14 protein-coding genes are annotated in these 16,633 nt (G+C 70.5%); 1 reads left to right on the top strand and 13 read right to left on the bottom strand.

Annotated features, from left to right (window positions below; translation table 11 throughout):
* Window positions 1-374: 374 nt before the first annotated feature.
* From tyrS to argC, 9 genes are all read right to left on the bottom strand, one after another.
* Window positions 375-1,670, bottom strand: coding sequence for a tyrosine--tRNA ligase (gene tyrS, locus J5V96_RS07695; RefSeq protein WP_208502319.1), 1,296 nt, complete (start codon window positions 1,668-1,670; stop codon window positions 375-377).
* A 36-nt stretch (window positions 1,671-1,706) separates the two neighbouring features.
* On the bottom strand, window positions 1,707-2,483 hold the full coding sequence (locus J5V96_RS07690; RefSeq protein ID WP_208502317.1) for a hypothetical protein: 777 nt from the start codon (window positions 2,481-2,483) through the stop codon (window positions 1,707-1,709).
* Between the two features lie 78 nt (window positions 2,484-2,561).
* Entirely contained in the window at window positions 2,562-4,001 is a 1,440-nt protein-coding gene (argH, locus tag J5V96_RS07685; protein WP_208502315.1) for an argininosuccinate lyase, read from the bottom strand.
* Window positions 4,002-4,011: 10 nt separating this feature from the next.
* Window positions 4,012-5,136 (bottom strand): heparan-alpha-glucosaminide N-acetyltransferase domain-containing protein, encoded by a 1,125-nt coding sequence (locus J5V96_RS07680; RefSeq protein ID WP_208502313.1) that lies wholly within the window; start codon window positions 5,134-5,136, stop codon window positions 4,012-4,014.
* The gene (argF, locus tag J5V96_RS07675; protein WP_208502310.1) at window positions 5,115-6,038 is read right to left on the bottom strand and encodes an ornithine carbamoyltransferase; all 924 of its coding nucleotides are present in this window, start codon (window positions 6,036-6,038) and stop codon (window positions 5,115-5,117) included. Before argF ends, J5V96_RS07680 begins: the two co-directional genes overlap by 22 nt.
* On the bottom strand, window positions 6,035-7,252 hold the full coding sequence (locus J5V96_RS07670) for an acetylornithine transaminase (protein WP_208502308.1): 1,218 nt from the start codon (window positions 7,250-7,252) through the stop codon (window positions 6,035-6,037). The genes argF and J5V96_RS07670 overlap by 4 nt, the downstream gene beginning before the upstream one ends.
* Window positions 7,249-8,166: an acetylglutamate kinase gene (gene argB, locus J5V96_RS07665; RefSeq protein WP_208502307.1), complete on the bottom strand. Its 918-nt coding sequence runs from the start codon at window positions 8,164-8,166 to the stop codon at window positions 7,249-7,251. Before argB ends, J5V96_RS07670 begins: the two co-directional genes overlap by 4 nt.
* Window positions 8,163-9,320: a bifunctional glutamate N-acetyltransferase/amino-acid acetyltransferase ArgJ gene (argJ, locus tag J5V96_RS07660; RefSeq protein WP_208502305.1), complete on the bottom strand. Its 1,158-nt coding sequence runs from the start codon at window positions 9,318-9,320 to the stop codon at window positions 8,163-8,165. Before argJ ends, argB begins: the two co-directional genes overlap by 4 nt.
* Window positions 9,317-10,363: an N-acetyl-gamma-glutamyl-phosphate reductase gene (gene argC, locus J5V96_RS07655; protein ID WP_208502303.1), complete on the bottom strand. Its 1,047-nt coding sequence runs from the start codon at window positions 10,361-10,363 to the stop codon at window positions 9,317-9,319. The genes argJ and argC overlap by 4 nt, the downstream gene beginning before the upstream one ends.
* Before the next feature lie 249 nt (window positions 10,364-10,612).
* Between argC and J5V96_RS07650 the strand changes: the two genes are divergently transcribed.
* On the top strand, window positions 10,613-11,272 hold the full coding sequence (locus J5V96_RS07650; RefSeq protein ID WP_236014543.1) for a protein-L-isoaspartate(D-aspartate) O-methyltransferase: 660 nt from the start codon (window positions 10,613-10,615) through the stop codon (window positions 11,270-11,272).
* Window positions 11,273-11,336: 64 nt separating this feature from the next.
* On the opposite strand, the gene pheT is transcribed toward J5V96_RS07650, so the two are convergent.
* The 4 genes from pheT to J5V96_RS07630 are packed head-to-tail and all read right to left on the bottom strand — an operon-like array spanning window position 11,337 to window position 16,512.
* On the bottom strand, window positions 11,337-13,829 hold the full coding sequence (pheT, locus tag J5V96_RS07645; RefSeq protein WP_208502301.1) for a phenylalanine--tRNA ligase subunit beta: 2,493 nt from the start codon (window positions 13,827-13,829) through the stop codon (window positions 11,337-11,339).
* A complete protein-coding gene (pheS, locus tag J5V96_RS07640) occupies window positions 13,829-14,869 on the bottom strand; it encodes a phenylalanine--tRNA ligase subunit alpha (RefSeq protein ID WP_208502299.1) in 1,041 nt (346 codons plus the stop codon). Before pheS ends, pheT begins: the two co-directional genes overlap by 1 nt.
* 39 nt (window positions 14,870-14,908) lie before the next feature.
* Window positions 14,909-15,859: an amino acid ABC transporter permease gene (locus J5V96_RS07635; RefSeq protein WP_208502297.1), complete on the bottom strand. Its 951-nt coding sequence runs from the start codon at window positions 15,857-15,859 to the stop codon at window positions 14,909-14,911.
* The gene (locus J5V96_RS07630) at window positions 15,856-16,512 is read right to left on the bottom strand and encodes an amino acid ABC transporter permease (protein WP_208502295.1); all 657 of its coding nucleotides are present in this window, start codon (window positions 16,510-16,512) and stop codon (window positions 15,856-15,858) included. Before J5V96_RS07630 ends, J5V96_RS07635 begins: the two co-directional genes overlap by 4 nt.
* Window positions 16,513-16,633 lie beyond the last annotated feature (121 nt).

Raw genomic sequence — 16,633 nt, 5'->3', positions numbered from 1 at the left:
AATCTTGCCGAACCGATCAAAAATCGGCCGACGAGGTTATTTGGCATTTGACAAGTGCACGCTGTTGAGTTCTCAAGGATCGGATGCTCCCAGCCCTGCGACTCCCGCCGCAGCCCTCCGGGGCAACTTCTCTATCTTACCGCTCTTTCATCTGCTGTCAAACCGACACGCCGTGTCCGTTTGCCTGCTGTCTTGCGGGCGGCAAGAACCTCACGCACAGTCGACCACTTCGTGATCTTCGGTGTGTGAGTCTGTCGCAGACCTGGGGTGGGAACCTTCCGGCTCAACCTCACCGCTTGGCGGCGACAAGGGAATACATTACGTGGATCCCGGACGTCGGGCAAACCGGGGCCGGTTCCGGGCGTGTCGCGACGTCAGGAGACGAACAGGCCCGCGAGCGCCTTCTTGCCTCGGCGCAGCACGGCGACACCACCGGGGAGCTCCCCCGTGATGACGGCCTCGTCGGACTCGACCTTCTCGCCGTCGATGGAGACGCCGCCCTGCGCGATCGCGCGACGGGCCTCTCCGTTGCTGGCGACGAGACCGGTCGCCACAAGCGCGTCGACCACGTTCGTGCCGGCGGCGATCTGCGCGTTCGGCAGCTCACGAAGCGCGGAGGCGAGAGTCGCGGCGTCGAGCGCACGCAGATCGCCCTTGCCGAACAGCGCCTCGGACGCATCGATCGCCGCCTGGGCGGCCTCGGCGCCGTGCACCGTGGCGGTCACCTCCAGCGCGAGCCGCTTCTGCGCCGCGCGATGGAAGGGCTCCGACGCGACGAGCTCCTCGTACTGCTCGATCTCCGCCCTCGTGAGGAAGGTGAACACCTTCAGGCGCGCGATGACGTCGCGGTCGTCGGTGTTGAGCCAGAACTGGTACATCGCGTACGGGCTGCACATCTCGGCGTCGAGCCAGATGGCGTTGCCCTCGCTCTTGCCGAACTTGGTGCCGTCGCTGTTGGTGATCAGCGGCGTGCCGATCGCGTGCACGGACGTCTGCTCGACGCGGTGGATCAGGTCGGTGCCCGAGGTCAGGTTGCCCCACTGGTCGCTGCCGCCGGTCTGCAGCACGCAGCCGTACTGGCGGTAGAGCTCGAGGTAGTCGAGACCCTGAAGGATCTGGTAGCTGAACTCGGTGTAGCTGATGCCGGCGTCCGAGTTGAGGCGCGCGCTGACGGCGTCCTTCTTCAGCATGGTGCCGACACGGAAGTGCTTGCCGATCTCCCGGAGGAAGTCGATCGCGCTGAGCGGGGCGGTCCAGTCGAGGTTGTTGACCATCCGCGCGGCGTTGTCCCCCTCGAACGAGAGGAAGCGCTCGATCTGGCTCCGCAGCTTGGCGACCCACTCCTCGACGGTCTCGCGGGTGTTCAGCGTGCGCTCCGCGGTAGGGCGCGGGTCGCCGACGAGCCCGGTGGATCCGCCCACGAGCCCGAGCGGGCGGTGACCGGCGAGCTGGAGGCGGCGCATCGTCAGCAGCTGCACCAGGTTGCCGAGGTGCAGGCTGGCCGCGGTCGGATCGAAGCCGCAGTAGTAGACGATCGGGGGGCCCGCGAGCAGCTCGCGCAGGGCCTCGGGGTCGGTGGAGACGTGGATGAGGCCACGCCACACGAGCTCGTCCCAGACGTTCTCGAAGCTGGGGTCGTTCGCGGGGGCGGCAAGGCTCGGCACGGTCACGCACACCAGCCTAATTCGTGCGGCGGCGCGGCGAGTTCAGGATCGAAGCCCCCACCACACCAGGAAGGCCAGCGCGAGCGCCTGCACCCAGCTGACCATGCTGCCCACGAGGAAGTACTCGGCGCGGTCTCCCCCATCCCCATCACGAGAGATCTCGGGGAAGCGCACGATGCCCTTCGCCGCGATGAACGCCGCGAGCAGCGGGTAAGCGGAGGCGAGCGTGAGGCCGAACACGATCGCACGCTCGAGCGGGCCGATCAGCCGCCCGCCGCGCATCACCTGGCCGGGGCCGAGCTTCGGGAGCACCGCGGCCTCGATCGCCGGTTCAGCGCCGTCGTCGTCCGCCTCATCCGACGGGTCGGGGGCAGGCGCGATGTTCTCTCGTTCGAGAGCGGCCCGCACCACGACGTTCGCCGCTTCCAGCAGATACGTCAGCGCACCCAGGAGCAGAACGAGCGCGGGGAGGCTGAGGGGACCGAGCGGCGCCGCGATCTCGACGCGACCCAAGGCACCGGTGCCGTGATCGGCCGGCACGAGCACGATCGCAAGGGCGGCCAGTGCCCCGACGCCCGCAGCCGGCCAGATCGAAGCGGGCGAATGCCCCCGATCGGGCATCAGCCACAGCCAGAGGCCGGCGACGACCGCTCCCGCGAAGCCCGCGGCGGGCGCCCCCGCAAGCAGCCCGATCACGACCGCCGTGACCATCACGACCGAGAGGCCCACGGTGAGCACGGTCGCGCTCGCACGGCGGAACACGGTGCGCACGAGGTCCACCCCGCCCACGGCGAGGAGAAGGAGACCGGCGAAGATCATGACCACAGCTTGGCGCGGGCCACCGACATTCGACGGAAGCCCTCCGCGCGTCGGCCGGAGCGGGCGCTCGGCTGCGACTTACAGCCCGAGGGCGTGAATGGCCGCCTGGGCGCGCTCGACGAGCTCGGCGCGCTGCTCGGCGACGCGCGCGGGCGCCGTGCCGCCGACGCCGGTGCGGCTCGCGACGGATCCCTCGATGGAGAGCACCTCGCGCACCTCCGGCGTGAGGTGAGCCGACACGGATGCGAGCTGCGCGTCCGTCGCCTCCTCCAGACCGATGCCCGCCTCCTCGCAGACGCGCACGAGGGATCCGGAGATCTCGTGCGCCTCGCGGAACGGCACGCGGCGCTTGACGAGCCACTCGGCGACATCCGTCGCGAGCGAGAAGCCCTGCGGGGCGAGGTCGGCCATTCGGGCGGCATCGAAGCGCATGGTCGCGACCATGCCGGTGAAGGCCGGCAGCACGACCTCGAGGGTGTCCACGGAGTCGAAGACCGGCTCCTTGTCCTCCTGCAGGTCGCGGTTGTAAGCGAGCGGGAGGCCCTTGAGCGTCGCGAGCAGGCCCGAGAGGTTTCCGATCAGGCGGCCGGCCTTGCCGCGCGTCAGCTCGGCGATGTCGGGGTTCTTCTTCTGGGGCATGATGCTCGACCCCGTCGAATAGCCGTCGTCGAGGGTGACGAAGCCGAACTCGCGCGTGTTCCAGAGGATGATCTCCTCGGCGAAGCGCGAGAGGTCGATGCCGATCTGCGCCGCGATGAAGGCGAACTCGGCGACCACGTCGCGCGCGGCCGTTCCGTCGAGCGAGTTCTCCGCCGGGCGGTCGAGGCCGAGCTCCGACGCGACGAGCTGCGGATCGAGACCGAGGGTCGATCCGGCGAGCGCGCCGCCGCCGTACGGCGAGACGGCCGCGCGCACGCGCCAGTCGCGCAGGCGCTCGAGGTCTCGCACAAGCGGCCAGGCGTGCGCCTGGAGGTGATGCGCGAGCAGCACCGGCTGGGCGTGCTGCAGGTGGGTGCGTCCGGGAAGGATGACGCCCTCGTGCGCATCGGCCTGCGCGACGAGCGCGTCGATGAGGGCCAGGATCTCCTTGGCGATCACGCGCGAGTGGTCGAGCAGGTACATGCGCACGAGCGTGGCGATCTGGTCGTTGCGGCTGCGACCGGCGCGCAGGCGCCCGCCGAGATCGGCACCGACGGTCTCGATGAGGGCGGCCTCGAGGGCGCCGTGCACGTCCTCGTCGCCCGGACGCGCGACGAGCGTGCCTTCGGTGATGCCGCGAGCGAGCACGTCGAGGCCCTCGTGCATCCGCTGCTCCTCGTCGGCTTCGAGATAGCCGGCCGCGGCGAGCGCCTTGGCGTGCGCGTGCGACCCCGCGATGTCGTAGAGGGCGAGACGCCAGTCGAAGTGGGTCGAACGGCTCAGGGCCTCGAGCTCGGGCGAGGGGCCGGACGCGAATCGCGCGCCCCACAGGGCTCCCTCGTTCGTGCCGTGGGTGCCGTCTGTCGCCTGCTCGCTCATGGCTTCCAGCCTACCGAGCGGCGTCGGGGCTTCCGGACGCCGAAGCGGCGAAGCCGATCCCCGCGATGCGGGCGATCAGCCACTCCAGCGGGCCGCGTCCCACCAGCAGCGTCCACAGCGTGCAGCCCACCAGAGTCGCGATCGTGAGCGGCCAGAACGGTTCGAGCGCGCGGAAGGCCGCGAGGTCCGAGCCGTACGCACCGGCCGGAGGCTGCAGGATCGCCCAGGCGACCAGCTGCGCCGAGTAGGCCGTGAGCGGCATCGCACCCACCGCGCGCACGGGCAGCACGATCCACCGCACGGGCGTGCGGCACAGCAGAGCGCACAGCGCGATGATCGCGATCGCCACTCCCCCGGATCCGACGGCCTCGCCGATCCCGTTCGAGTGCGCGCCGCTCGACAGCACGGCGCCCCAGAGGGGGTCCGCAGGCCACAGCAGCGCGGCCGCGCCGATGATGCCGTACCCGACGACGGCGAGGAAGGCTCCGCAGGTGGCGAGGATGAGCGCGGTGAGCGGACGGGAGAAGGCGATTCGGCCGATCCCCAGGCCCGCGATGAGGTAAGCCGCCCACAGCAGGAAGGGATAGTCCCAGCCCAGCAGCAGCACCACGCCCTGCGCGATCTCTCCGTCGTGACCCGCCGCATCGATCGCATGCACGGCGAACGGCATCGTCACCGATATCAGCCCCGCCACGGCGAACAGCCACACCGGTGGCACGCGAAGCAGCGGCAGGGCGAGCAGGAACAGGATCGCGTATGCGGGCAGGATCACCAGGACCGGGGTGTTGAGCAGGATCAGCAGATAGCCGATCACCCAGATGCAGACCGCGCGCAGCGAGATCCGCACCCTCGCCCACGCCAATGCGGTGCCGGACAGCGGCTCGGTGCGCCCGGTGACGAGCGCGAGCGAGACGCCGGCGAGGGTCGCGAACAGGATCGACGACCGCCCGTTGACCAGATCGGTCCACGTCTCGGGGTGCGCCCAGTCGAAGGGCAGCGTGGTCAGCAGGTGCGCCGCGAACATGCCGAAGACGGCGAGGCCGCGGGCCAGGTCGACACCCGGCTCGCGGCCTCGTCCGTCGAGCCGCGCGAGACGGCTCCGGATGCGCGCGGTCAGCCCTGACGCAGCAGCCACACCAGCAGCGCCTTCTGGGCGTGCAGTCGGTTCTCGGCCTCGTCCCAGATGACGCTCTGCGGGCCGTCGATGACCTCCGCGTCGACCTCGTAGCCGCGGTCGGCGGGCAGACAGTGGATGAAGATCGCCTCGGAATCGGCGACCGACATGGTCTCCTGGGTGACTTTGTACTGGCCGAGGTCGCGCAGGCGCGCGAGCTTCTCCTCCTCCTTGCCCATCGACACCCACGTGTCGGTGACGATGACGTCAGCACCGGCCGCGGCTTCGAGCGGGTCGGTCAGGAGCGTGACGGATCCGCCCGTCTGCGCGGCGATCCGATCCGCGTCGGCGACGATGTCCTCGCGCGGCGCGTAGTCCTCCGGCGAGGCGACCCGCACGTGCATGCCGGCGGTGACTCCCGCGAGCACGTAGGAGTGCGCCATGTTGCTCGCGCCGTCGCCGAAGAACGACAGGGTGAGGCCCTTCAACTCGCCCTTGTGCTCACGGATGGTGAGCAGATCGGCAAGCAGCTGGCAGGGGTGGAAGTCGTCGGAGAGCGCGTTGACCACCGGCACCGTGGTGCCCTTCGAGATCTCCTCGAGGCCGGCCTGGGCGTAGGTGCGCCACACGATGGCCGCGACCTGTCGTTCGAGCACACGCGCGGTGTCGGCGGGGGTCTCCTTGCCGCCGAGCTGGCTGTTCGCCGTGGAGATGATCAGCGGTGAGCCGCCGAGGTCGGCGATGCCGACCGCGAACGAGACACGCGTGCGGGTGGAGGACTTGTCGAAGATGACCGCGACGGTCTTCGGGCCGGCGAGGCTCTTGTCGGCCCAGCGGTCCTTCTTCAGCTCGGCCGCGAGATCCAGGATCTCCGACTGCTCGGCGGGCGTGATGTCGTCGTCGCGCAGGAAGTGGCGGGTCATTCGGGGGTCTCCTGGTTCGGGTGGGCGGAGCTGACAGCGGCGAGCGCCTGGCCGAACAGGTCGAGGAACTCCGCGACCTCGGCGTTGCCGATCGTGTAAGCGGGCGCGATGCGGATCGCATCCGCGGTGGGCGCGTTGACGATCAGGCCCCGCTCGTGGGCCGCGGCGCGCACCTCGGCCGCAAGCGGCGCGGTGAGGCGGATGCCGATGAGCAGGCCGGCCCCACGGGTGTCTGCAACGAGCGGAAGGCCCTCGACGCCCGCGCGCAGCTGGGCGCCGCGCGTCGTGACGTTGGCGAGCAGATCGCGATCCTGGATCTCCTGGATCACGGCGTTCGCGACGGCGCTCGCGAGCGGGTTGCCGCCGAAGGTCGAGTTGTGCGTGCCGGGGTAGAACAGCTCGCTGGCCGCGCCGAAGGTGACGAGGGCGCCGAGTGGGAAGCCCGCGGCGATGCCCTTCGCGAGCGTGATCGCGTCGGGCACGATGCCCTCCGCCTGGAAGGCGAACCAGTGCCCGGTGCGGCCCATGCCGGTCTGCACCTCGTCGAGGATCAGCAGGGCGCCGTGGGTCGTTGTGAGCTCACGGGCGCGGGCGAGGTAGCCGTCGGGCAGCGGGAGAACGCCGGCCTCGCCCTGGATGGGCTCCACGACGAGCGCCGCGATGCGCTCACCTCCCGCGAAGAGCTGCTCGAGCGCCTCGATGGTCGGGGCGATGCTCTTGACGCCCGGCATCAGCGGCCGGAAGGGGTCCTGATAGGCCGGCTTCGGAGTCAGCGCGAGCGCGCCGGTCGAACGGCCGTGGAAGGCTCCGTCGAGCGAGACGATGAGGCCGTCGGCATCGTGCAGGCGCGCGAGCTTGATCGCGGTCTCGTTGGCCTCCGTGCCCGAGTTCGCGAGGAACACGCGGCCCGACTCCCCCGTGCCGGCGAGCTGCTTGAGGCGCGCGGCGAGCTCGAGCTGCTGCGGTGTCGCGAAGTAGTTCGAGACGTGCGACAGCGTGGCCGCCTGGCGCGAGACCGTCTCGACGAACACCGGATGCGCGTGGCCGAGCGAGTTGACGGCGATGCCGCCGAGGAAGTCCAGGTAGCGGTTGCCGTCGACGTCCCAGACGTGCGAGCCCTCACCACGCTCGAGCAGGGCCAGACGCCCGCCGAGGCTCATGAGGTCGCGCGATGCGTCATCCTGCCAGCTGTCGTTGTTCTGCACGTCGCTCATTCCGCCGTCACCTGCGTTCCGATTCCCTTGCTCGTGAAGAGCTCCACCAGCACCGAGTGCTGCACGCGGCCGTCGATGATGGCCGCGGCGCCCACGCCTCCCTCGACCGCGTCGAGGCAGGCCTGCATCTTCGGGATCATTCCCGACTCGAGGTTGGGCAGCAGTTCGCGCAGCTCCTCGGCCGTCAGGTGCGAGACCAGCGAGTCGCGGTTCGGCCAGTCGGCATAGAGGCCGGCGACATCCGTGAGCACCACGAGCTTCTGCGCCTTGAGGGCGACCGCGAGGGCTGCGGCTGCGGCATCCGCGTTGACGTTCAGCGTCTGACCGGGGTGGTCCAGGTCGGGCGCGATGCTCGACACGACGGGGATGCGTCCGGCGTCGAGGTGGTCGAGCACCGCGGCGGGATCGACCCGCACGACATCACCGACCCGCCCGAGGCTCTCCTCGACGCCGTCGATGACGACACCGCGCTTGCGTCCGCCGAACAGGCCGGCGTCCTCGCCCGACAGGCCCGCGGCGAGCGGTCCGTGGGAGTTGATCTTCGCGACGAGCTGCGGGTTGATGTGGCCCGTCAGCACCATGCGCACGACGCTGATCGCCTCGGTGCTGGTGACGCGGTAGCCGCCCTTGAACTCGCTGGGGATGGCCAGGCGGTCGAGCATCGACGAGATCTGCGGGCCGCCGCCGTGCACCACCACGGGGCGCACGCCCACGTAGCGGAGGTAGGCGATGTCCTGCGCGAACGCGTCCTGCAGCTCCTCGCTGATCATGGCGTTGCCGCCGTACTTCACCACGACGATCTGGTCGCGGTACTTCTTCACCCACGGAAGCGACTCGATGAGGGTCGCGGCCTTCGTCGCGGCCTCCTCGGGGCTGACGTCCTGGATATCGACGTTCTCGATGTGGCCGGTCATGAGGAGTAGGCGCTGTTCTCGTGCACGTAGTCGTGAGTCAGGTCGTTGGTGAGGATCGTCGCCTCCGCGTCGCCCTCGAACAGGTCGATCCGCACGTGGGTGGCGCGCGGCGTCAGGTCGACCTCGTCCCGCGGACGGTCGGGACCGCCCTGCGTGCAGACGCGCACGCCGTTCATCGTCACGTCGACGTTGTACGGGTCGAACGCGGCCTGCGTGGTGCCGATCGCGGCGAGCACGCGTCCCCAGTTGGGGTCGTTGCCGAAGATCGCCGCCTTGAAGAGGTTGTTGCGGGCGACCGAGCGGCCGACCTCGACGGCGTCGTCCTCGGACGCGGCGCCCACGACCTCGATCGCGATCGCGTGGCTCGCACCCTCGGCGTCGTCCTGCAGCTTGGCGGACAGCTCGCGGCTGACCTCGATCAGCGCGGCACGGAACTCGGCCTCGTCGGGCGTGACCCCCGAGGCGCCGGACGCGAGCAGCGTGACCTGGTCGTTGGTCGACATGCAGCCGTCGGAGTCGAGACGATCGAAGCTCACCCGGGTCGCAGCGCGCAGGTGCGCGTCGAGCTGCGGGGCGTCGAGCACGGCATCGGTCGTGATGACGACGAGCATCGTGGCAAGTCCCGGGGCGAGCATGCCCGCGCCCTTGGCCATGCCGCCGATGGTCCAGCCGTCGCCCTGGCGGACGGCCGTCTTCGGCACGGTGTCCGTGGTCATGATCGCCGCCGCCGCGTCGTCGCCGCCGTCGGGCGACAGCTGCGCGATGCCCTGCTGCGTGCCCTCGAGCACCTTGGCCCGGAAGACCTTGTCGCCGGATCCGATCAGCCCGGTCGAGCACACGAGCACGTCGCCCGCGCTCACGCCGAGCAGCTCGGCCGCCTTCTCAGCCGTCTGATGCGTGGTCTGGAAGCCGAAGGATCCGGTGAAGCAGTTCGCGCCGCCGGAGTTGAGCACAACCGCCTCGACCACGCCGTCGGCGATCGCCTGCTGCGACCAGATGATCGGGTTCGCCTTGGCGCGGTTGCTGGTGAACACGGCCGCGCCGGCCTTGAGCGGGCCGCGGTTGACGACGACCGCGACATCCTTGTTTCCGGACGACTTCAGGCCGACGGCGACGCCGGCCGCCTCGAACCCCTGGGCTGCGGTCACACTCACGGCGCCACTCCATTCACGCTGAGCGCGCGGCCTTCGGGAAGGCCGAGCGCGATGTTCATCGACTGGATCGCGGCTCCCGCCGTGCCCTTGGTCAGGTTGTCGACGGCCGTGACGACCACGACACGACCGGCCTTGCGATCGATCGCGAGACCGATCAGGGCCGTGTTGGCGCCGGTCACGTCGGCCGTGCGCGGCATCTGCCCCTCGGGCAGCAGCTGCACGAAGGTCTCGTCGCCGTACGCGCTCTCCCACGCCTCGCGGATCTGTGCGTCGGTGACTCCCTCGGCGATGCGCGCGGTGCTGGTCGCGAGGATGCCCCGCGACATCGGCACAAGCACCGGGGTGAACGAGAGGCCGAGGTCGCCCGTGCCGCCGGCGCCGCGCAGCGACTGCTGGATCTCGGGGATGTGCCGGTGCGTGCCGCCCACGGCGTACGGGTTGGCGGATCCGAGGATCTCGCTGGCCAGCAGGTTGGTCTTCAGGCTCTTGCCCGCACCCGAAGGACCGACCGCGAGCACGCTGACCAGATCGGTCTGCTCGATGACCCCCGCCGCGATGCCCGGCGCGAGGCTCAGCGCCACGGTCGAGGCGTTGCACCCGGGGGCGGCGATGCGCGTTGCGCCGACGAGGTGCTCGCGCTGCTTCCCGGAGCCCACGATCAGCTCGGGCACACCGTATGCCCACGGCTCGTGGAACTCGCCGCCGTAGAAGGCGTCCCAGTCGTCCTTGCCGGTGAGGCGGTGATCCGCGCCGCAGTCGATCACGAGACCGACGTCGGTGAGTGCGTCGGTGTACTGGCCCGACTGACCGTGCGGGAGCGCGAGGAAGACGATGTCATGGCCCGAGAGGATCTCGGGGGTCGTGTCCTGCAGCGTGAGATGCGCAAGCGAGCGCAGGTGCGGCTGATGCGCCGAGAGCTTCTGACCCGCGTTCGAGTGCGCGGTGACCGTGCGGATCTCGATGTCGGGGTGATCGGCGAGCAGCCGGAGCAGCTCACCTCCTGCATAGCCAGAAGCGCCGGAGACGGCGACCGAATAGGTCATGGGTTCCACCTTATTTGTCCGTGAGCGGGGGCCGTTGCAGGCGACGCCGCTCGGCCCGTCCGGGGCCGGCTCGACCGCGCCTCAGGCGCGAGAGCTTCGCGGCGTCGCCGTGATTCGGCGGCCACGCGGACGTCGGCGCAGGACGATGACCCCATCGGGGTTCAGGATCGTCTGGCCGTTCGGCATGGGGCGAGGATATCAGGTCTCGCAGGGGTCGCCATTCTCCGGCGGCGACCGTACGGTGGGCGCATGAGCGAGGATCGGGCAGCATCCCGCGCTGACGAACGCCGCACGATGGTCGAGTGGCACATCGCCGCGCGGGGCGTCACCGACGAGCGGGTGCTCGCCGCGATGGCCTCGGTGCCGCGCGAGCTGTTCCTCCTGAAGTCGGTCGCCGCCGACGCCTATGCCGACTCACCGCTGCCGATCGGCCACGGTCAGACGATCTCGCAGCCCTACATCGTGGCCCTGACGGCGGAGGCCGCGCGCCTGAGCCCCGGCGACCGCGTGCTCGACGTCGGCACCGGGTCCGGCTATGCGGCCGCCGTGTACGCGGCGACCGGCGCCGACGTCTGGTCGGTCGAGTTCGTCCCGGCGCTTGCCGAGCAGGCCAGGGCGGCGCTCGATGCCGCGGGATTCGGCGCCGTGCGTGTCGTCACGGGCGACGGCACGCTGGGCCTTGCGGACCAGGCGCCGTTCGACGCGATCCTCGCCGCGGCGGCCGGCCCGGAGATCCCTCGGCCGTGGATCGATCAGCTCGTCGAGGGCGGGCGCATCGTGATGCCACTCGAGCGTCGGCCCGGATGGCAGCAGCTGGTGCGGGCCACCCGCCGAGGCGACGATCTGGAGATCGATGACCTCGGCGGTGTGCGCTTCGTGCCCCTGCGTGGCGAGCACGGCCTGAGCTGACCCGGACGGCAGCGCGCCGAGGCCCCGGAGGGCGCTCGGCGCGCGGCTCACCCGATGCGGCGGGTCACTCGCGGATGGCGGCGCCGTGGCGCTCAGCCGCGACCGCGACGCCCGCGAGCTTCGCCGCGGTGGCCTCGGCCGCGGTGAGCGTGCGGTCCTCCGCGCGGAAGCGCAGCGCGAAGGTCAGGCTCTTGGAGCCCTCGGGAACGCCCTGACCGCGGTAGTCATCGACCAGGCGCACGCTCTCGAGCAGCGCGCCCGCCCCCTCGACGAGCGCCGCCCGCAGGTCGGCGGCCGGGAGAGCGGCGTCGACGAGCAGCGAGACATCCTGCGTCGCGGCCGGGAACGTCGACAGGTGCGCGACCGTGACGCGCTCACCCGCGAGATCCAGGATCCGATCGAGGTCGAGTTCCGCGACCGTCACGCGGCCGGGCAGGTCGGCGTCGGCGGCGACGGCGGGCAGCAGCTCGCCCACGTAGCCGACCTCGACATCCCCCACCGTCAGCACGCCGGTGCGGCCGGGGTGGAGCGCCGCGCGCTCGCCCTGGGCGACGGTGATGTCGACACCCGCCGCGACCGCGATCACGCGGATCGCGTCGAGGGCGACCTCGAGACCGGCGGCCTCGGCTTCGCGTCCCGGCTGCTTGGGCGACACGGCACCGGCGAGCAGCAGCGCGACGTGGCGGGGCTGCGGCGGAATCGCGGCGTTCAGCGCGGCGAGGGTCTCGTCGCTCGGACGCACGGCGCCTGCGGGGATCGTGTCGGTGCCATAGGTCACGCCCGGCTCGGGGAGGAAGACGGTGCCCACTTCGAAGAGCGCGAGGTCGGTGTGACCGCGCGAGACGTTGCGGTGAGCCGTCTGCAGCAGCGCCGGGATCAGTGAGCGGCGCAGGAACGGCGCCTGGCCGTCGAGCGCGTTCGCGAGACGCACGCTGGGCAGGGACTCGCCCGTGGCCGAGCCGTGCAGGTCGTTCTGCTCCTGCGAGATGAACGGGAACGACGGCGTCTCGACGTAGCCGGCGGCGGCGAGAGCGTTCGCGACGCGGCGGCGACCCTGCTGGGCAGGCGTCAGGCCGCGGCCCGAGGGCGGCGTCGGCAGGATCGACGGGATCGCGTCGAGGCCGTCGATGCGAGCGACCTCCTCGGCGAGCGTCCACTTGTCGGTGAGGTCCGGGCGCCACGACGGGGCCGTGACGCTCCATCCGTCGGCGGTCGCGGTCACGTCCGCGCCGATGATTTCGAGCGTCTCGGCGATGCGCGCGGGCGTGTAGTCGACGCCGACGACGCCCTGCACGAAGCCGGAGGGCAGCGCGATGGGCTCGGGGGCGTACGTCACACCGATCGAGCTGCCGAGCTCGTCGGCCGTGCCGCCGCCGAGCTCGACCATCAGGTCGACCACGCGCTGCGCCGAGGCGGCAGGCAGCAGCGGGTCGACGCCGCGCTCGAAGCGACGGGACGCCTCACTGGGCAGCTTGTGACGGCGAGCGGTGCGCGCGATCGAGACGGTGTCGAAGACCGCGGCCTCGATGAGCACGTCGGTCGTGTCGGCGCCGATCTCGGTGGTGGCACCGCCCATGACACCGGCCAGGCCGATGGGGCCCGACTCGTCGGTGATGAGCAGATCCTCGGCGTTCAGCTTGCGCTTCTGCCCGTCGAGCGTCTCGAGGGTCTCCCCCGCGGTCGCGCGGCGCACGGTGATGCCGCCCGTGAGCTTGCTCAGGTCATAGCCGTGGATCGGGCCGCCCAGCTCGAGCATCACGTAGTTGGTGATGTCGACGAGCAGCGAGATCGAGCGGATGCCCGCGAGCGACAGGCGCGCGATCATCCACGGCGGCGTCGGGCGCGACGGATCCACCCCGCGCACGGTGCGCGTGACGAACTCGGTGACACCGTTTCGTCCGCGGATGGGCGCCTGGTCGTCGACCGTCACCGAGAAGCCGGATCCGGGCATGGGCGTCACGGCCAGCGCCGGATCGCGGAAGGCCGCGCCGGTGGCGTGGCCGTACTCGCGCGCGAGGCCGCGGATCGACAGCGCGTAGCCGCGATCCGGCGTCACGTTGACATCGACCGCCACGTCGTCGAGGCCGAGAAGCTCGATGGCGTTCGTGCCCGGCTCGGGGTCCAGCCCCAGCTCGACAAGACGCAGGATGCCGTTGTGCTCGTCACCGAGACCCAGCTCGCGCGCGGAGGCGATCATGCCGTCCGACACGTGGCCGTAGGTCTTGCGCGCGGAGATGGGGAAGGGACCAGGCAGCACGGCGCCCGGGAGCGACACGACGACCTTGTCACCCTCGTAGAAGTTGCCGGCTCCGCAGACGATCCCGCGCGGCTCCGCCTCGCCGACATCGACCTGGCACCAGCGGATGGTCTTGCCGTTCGACTGCGGCTCGGCCTCGAAAGAGAGCACGGTGCCGACCACGACCGGTCCGCTCAGCTCGAAGCGGATGACTTCCTCCTCCTCGAAGCCCACCGACACGAACGCCGCGAGGACGTCCTCCGGGGTCGCCGAAGCGGGGACATCCACGTACTCACGCAGCCACGAAAGCGGGACGCGCATCACACCACCATCCCGAACTGCTCGCTGAAGCGGACATCGCCCTCGGCCATGTCCCGCATGTCCTGCACATCCGAGCGGAACATCAGCGCCCGCTCGATGCCGATCCCGAACGCGAAACCCGAGTACACCTCGGGGTCGATCCCGGCCGAACGCAGCACGTTCGGGTTGACCATTCCGCAGCCGCCCCACTCGATCCAGCGCGCGCCGCCCTTGAAGGTCGGGTGCCAGAGATCGAACTCGGCAGAGGGCTCGGTGAACGGGAAGTAATTGGTGCGCAGGCGCGTCTTGGCCTCCTCGCCGAACAGCGCCTTGGCGATGTGGTCGAGCGTGCCCTTGAGATGCGCCATCGTGATGCCCTTGTCGATCACGAGGCCCTCTGCCTGCGTGAAGACGGGCAGGTGCGTCGCATCGAACTCGTCGGTGCGGTAGACCCGCCCCGGGCAGAGGATGTAGATCGGCAGGTCGCGGTCGAGCATCGAGCGCACCTGCACGGGGCTCGTGTGCGTGCGCATCACCAGGTGACGGGCGACCGGATCCACGAAGAACGTGTCCTGCATCTGACGAGCCGGGTGGTCCTCGTCGAAGTTCAGGGCGTCGAAGTTGAACCACTCGTGCTCGAGCTCGGGCCCCTCCGCGATCTCCCATCCCATGCCGACGAACACGTCGGAAATCTGCTCCTGCAGCACGGACATGGGGTGGCGCGCCCCCACACGGGTGCGCGAGGCCACGGCGGTGATATCGATGCGCTCGGCCTCGAGCCGGGCGGCGGTCTCGGCCTCTTCGAGCTCGGCCTCACGCGCGGCGAGCGCCTGGGTCACACGACCGCGCGCGCCGCCGACGAGCTTGCCGAACTCGGCCTTGCGCTCGTTCGGAACGCTGCGCATCTGCGCGTTGAGGGCCGCCAGCGGCGAGCCCTCCCCCGCGTGCGCCGATCGGGCGGCCTTCAGGGCCGCGGTGTCGGGGGCGCCGGCGATCGCGGCCAGCGCATCGGCGACCGCGGATTCCACCGCCTCTGGGGTGATCTCGGGAGCATCAGACACGAGAACCGAGTCTACCGGCGCTCGTGCGACGCCCCCGACTCACGGCCCGACCGAGTGCCCGCTCGCCGGCCCGCCCCGGTCGTCGAGACGGGCGAGCTCTGCGGCGTCCTGCACTCCGATGAGCCCGGTGTTGGTGCCGTCGTGCAGACGCGGCGCGATGGCCTCCTCCGCGGCGCGCACACGCGGGGACTTGCGCATCCGCTTCTCGAGCAGACGCGCGGCCCCGGAGAGCAGCAGGCACAGACCGATGTAGATCGCGCCCACGACGATCGTCGCCTGGATGATCGGGCGATCGAGTGTCGACTGCGAGCCGAGGTACTTCGCGTAGAACAGCAGCTCCTCGTACGTGATGATGAAGCCGAGGGCGGTGTCCTTCAGGGTCACCACGAGCTGCGACAGGATCACCGGCAGCATGGCGCGGATCGCCTGCGGCAGCAGCACAAGCCGCATCACGCCCGCCTTGCGGAGGCCGATCGCGTAGCCCGCCTCCTTCTGTCCGCGCGGCAGCGCCTCGACGCCGGCGCGGATCACCTCGGCGAGCACGGAGCCGTTGTAGGCGATGAGGGCCACGACCACCACCACGAACTTGTCGAGGCGCACGCCCGCGACGGGAAGTCCGTAGTAGAGCAGGAACATCATGATCAGCACGGGCACGGCGCGCAGGAACTCGATCACGATCGTGAAGGGGATCCGCACCCAGGCGTGGTCCGAGAGACGGCCGATGGCGAGCAGGAAGCCGAACGCCAGCGCACCGACGGCGGCGACCAGGAAGGCGCTCACGGTGTTCCAGGTCGCGAGCAGGATCGACTGCCACACCCGCGTGTAGGTGAACGCACTCCACTTCTCGGCGGCGAACTGTCCCGTGGCCGCCAGCCTCCACAGCAGGAAGCCGATCACGGCCGCGACCACGAGGATCGTGAGCACGCCGAGCACGCGGTTGCGGGCGATCGCCTTGGGGCCCGGGACGTCGTACAGAACGGAGCTGCTCATCGCGCGACCCTCCAGCGGTTCTCGAACGTTCGCTGCAGCCACGACAGCAGCAGCACGAGGGCGACGAAGATGATCATCACCCAGAGGATCACGGTCAGCTGGTTCTCTCCACGCTCGGACAGCCAGTCTCGGGCGGAGCCGAGATTCATGATCGAGAAGCCCGCGGCCACCGTCGTGTTCTTCAGCAGCGCGATGAAGACGCTCATCATCGGCGGGATCACGGAGCGGAAGGCCTGGGGCATCACAACGAGCGTCATCACCTGGCCGAAGCCGAGGCCCAGCGCGCGAGCGGCCTCGGCCTGCCCGACGGGAACGGTGTTGATGCCCGAGCGGATCGTCTCGGCGACGTAGGTGGCGGTGTACACGCCCAGGGCCGCGATGGCGAAGATGAACTCGCGCCCGCCGCTGGCTCGCACCTCGAGCAGAGGGGGAAGCGTGAACGCGAAGCCGAAGAAGACCAGCGTGAGCGGGGTGTTGCGGATCGTGTTGACGTAGAAGGTGCCCACCGCGCGCGCGATCGGCACGGGCGAGACGCGCATCGCGCCGACGATCGTGCCGAGAACCAGCGCGAGCGCGCCGCCGCCGAAGAACAGCACGAGGGTGCCGACCAGCGCTTCGCCCCAGAAATCGAGGTTGTCGAAGATGACGCCCACGGGGATCCTTTCGTGCCGAGGTGCAGGGAGGAAGAAGGGTGGCCGGGGGGGGCGCCCCCCCCCCGCCCCCGCCCCCGGGGTCAGAAGACCCCGGGCGGCGCGCCCATCTCGCCCCCGGGCG

Origin of the sequence: Microbacterium stercoris (assembly GCF_017592545.1) — a bacterium.
GTDB classification, from domain to species: domain Bacteria; phylum Actinomycetota; class Actinomycetes; order Actinomycetales; family Microbacteriaceae; genus Microbacterium; species Microbacterium stercoris.
The sequence above is the reverse complement of the archived record's forward strand: the minus strand, read 5'-3'. Positions and strand labels throughout refer to the sequence as shown.

Excerpts from the sequence above, each read along its gene's own strand:
- J5V96_RS07670 (WP_208502308.1), bottom strand. The coding sequence starts at position 7,252 with ATGAGCGACGTGCAGAACAACGACAGCTGGCAGGATGACGCATCGCGC.
- argH (WP_208502315.1), bottom strand. The coding sequence starts at position 4,001 with ATGAGCGAGCAGGCGACAGACGGCACCCACGGCACGAACGAGGGAGCC.
- J5V96_RS07635 (WP_208502297.1), bottom strand. The coding sequence starts at position 15,859 with ATGAGCAGCTCCGTTCTGTACGACGTCCCGGGCCCCAAGGCGATCGCC.
- J5V96_RS07650 (WP_236014543.1), top strand. The coding sequence starts at position 10,613 with ATGAGCGAGGATCGGGCAGCATCCCGCGCTGACGAACGCCGCACGATG.
- argC (WP_208502303.1), bottom strand. The coding sequence starts at position 10,363 with ATGACCTATTCGGTCGCCGTCTCCGGCGCTTCTGGCTATGCAGGAGGT.
- pheT (WP_208502301.1), bottom strand. The coding sequence starts at position 13,829 with ATGCGCGTCCCGCTTTCGTGGCTGCGTGAGTACGTGGATGTCCCCGCT.
- argF (WP_208502310.1), bottom strand. The coding sequence starts at position 6,038 with ATGACCCGCCACTTCCTGCGCGACGACGACATCACGCCCGCCGAGCAG.
- argB (WP_208502307.1), bottom strand. The coding sequence starts at position 8,166 with ATGACCGGCCACATCGAGAACGTCGATATCCAGGACGTCAGCCCCGAG.
- J5V96_RS07690 (WP_208502317.1), bottom strand. The coding sequence starts at position 2,483 with ATGATCTTCGCCGGTCTCCTTCTCCTCGCCGTGGGCGGGGTGGACCTC.